This window comes from Mesorhizobium sp. M1409, from assembly GCF_040317535.1.
Classification (GTDB): domain Bacteria; phylum Pseudomonadota; class Alphaproteobacteria; order Rhizobiales; family Rhizobiaceae; genus Mesorhizobium.
Map to the genome: position 1 here is coordinate 1 of NZ_JAMYKV010000173.1, position 519 is coordinate 519.

Here is a 519-nt window from a genome sequence, read left to right on the forward strand (position 1 = left end):
AGCTGCTCGAACTGGTCGAGCTCGAGGTGCGCGAGCTTCTGACCAAGAACGAGTTCCCCGGCGACGACATTCCGATCGTCAAGGGTTCGGCTCTGGCTGCTCTTGAAGATTCGGACAAGAAGATCGGCGAGGACGCGATCCGCGAGCTGATGGCGGCGGTCGATGCCTACATCCCGACCCCGGTTCGTCCGCTCGACAAGCCGTTCCTGATGCCGATCGAGGACGTGTTCTCGATCTCGGGCCGTGGCACGGTCGTGACCGGCCGCGTCGAGCGCGGCGTGGTCAAGGTCGGCGAGGAACTCGAGATCATCGGCATCCGTCCGACGACCAAGACGACCTGCACGGGCGTCGAGATGTTCCGCAAGCTGCTCGATCAGGGCCAGGCTGGCGACAACATCGGCGCGCTGCTGCGCGGCGTTGATCGTGAAGGCGTTGAGCGCGGCCAGGTTCTGGCCAAGCCGGGCACGGTCAAGCCGCACAAGAAGTTCGTGGCCGAAGCCTACATCCTGACCAAGGACG

At 64.4% G+C, this 519-nt stretch carries 1 protein-coding gene; it reads left to right on the top strand.

Translation table 11 applies throughout. From position 1 onward, the window contains the following. A partial coding sequence (locus tag NKG99_RS35905; RefSeq protein WP_352874201.1) for an EF-Tu/IF-2/RF-3 family GTPase occupies window positions 1-519 on the top strand: 519 nt, incomplete at both ends.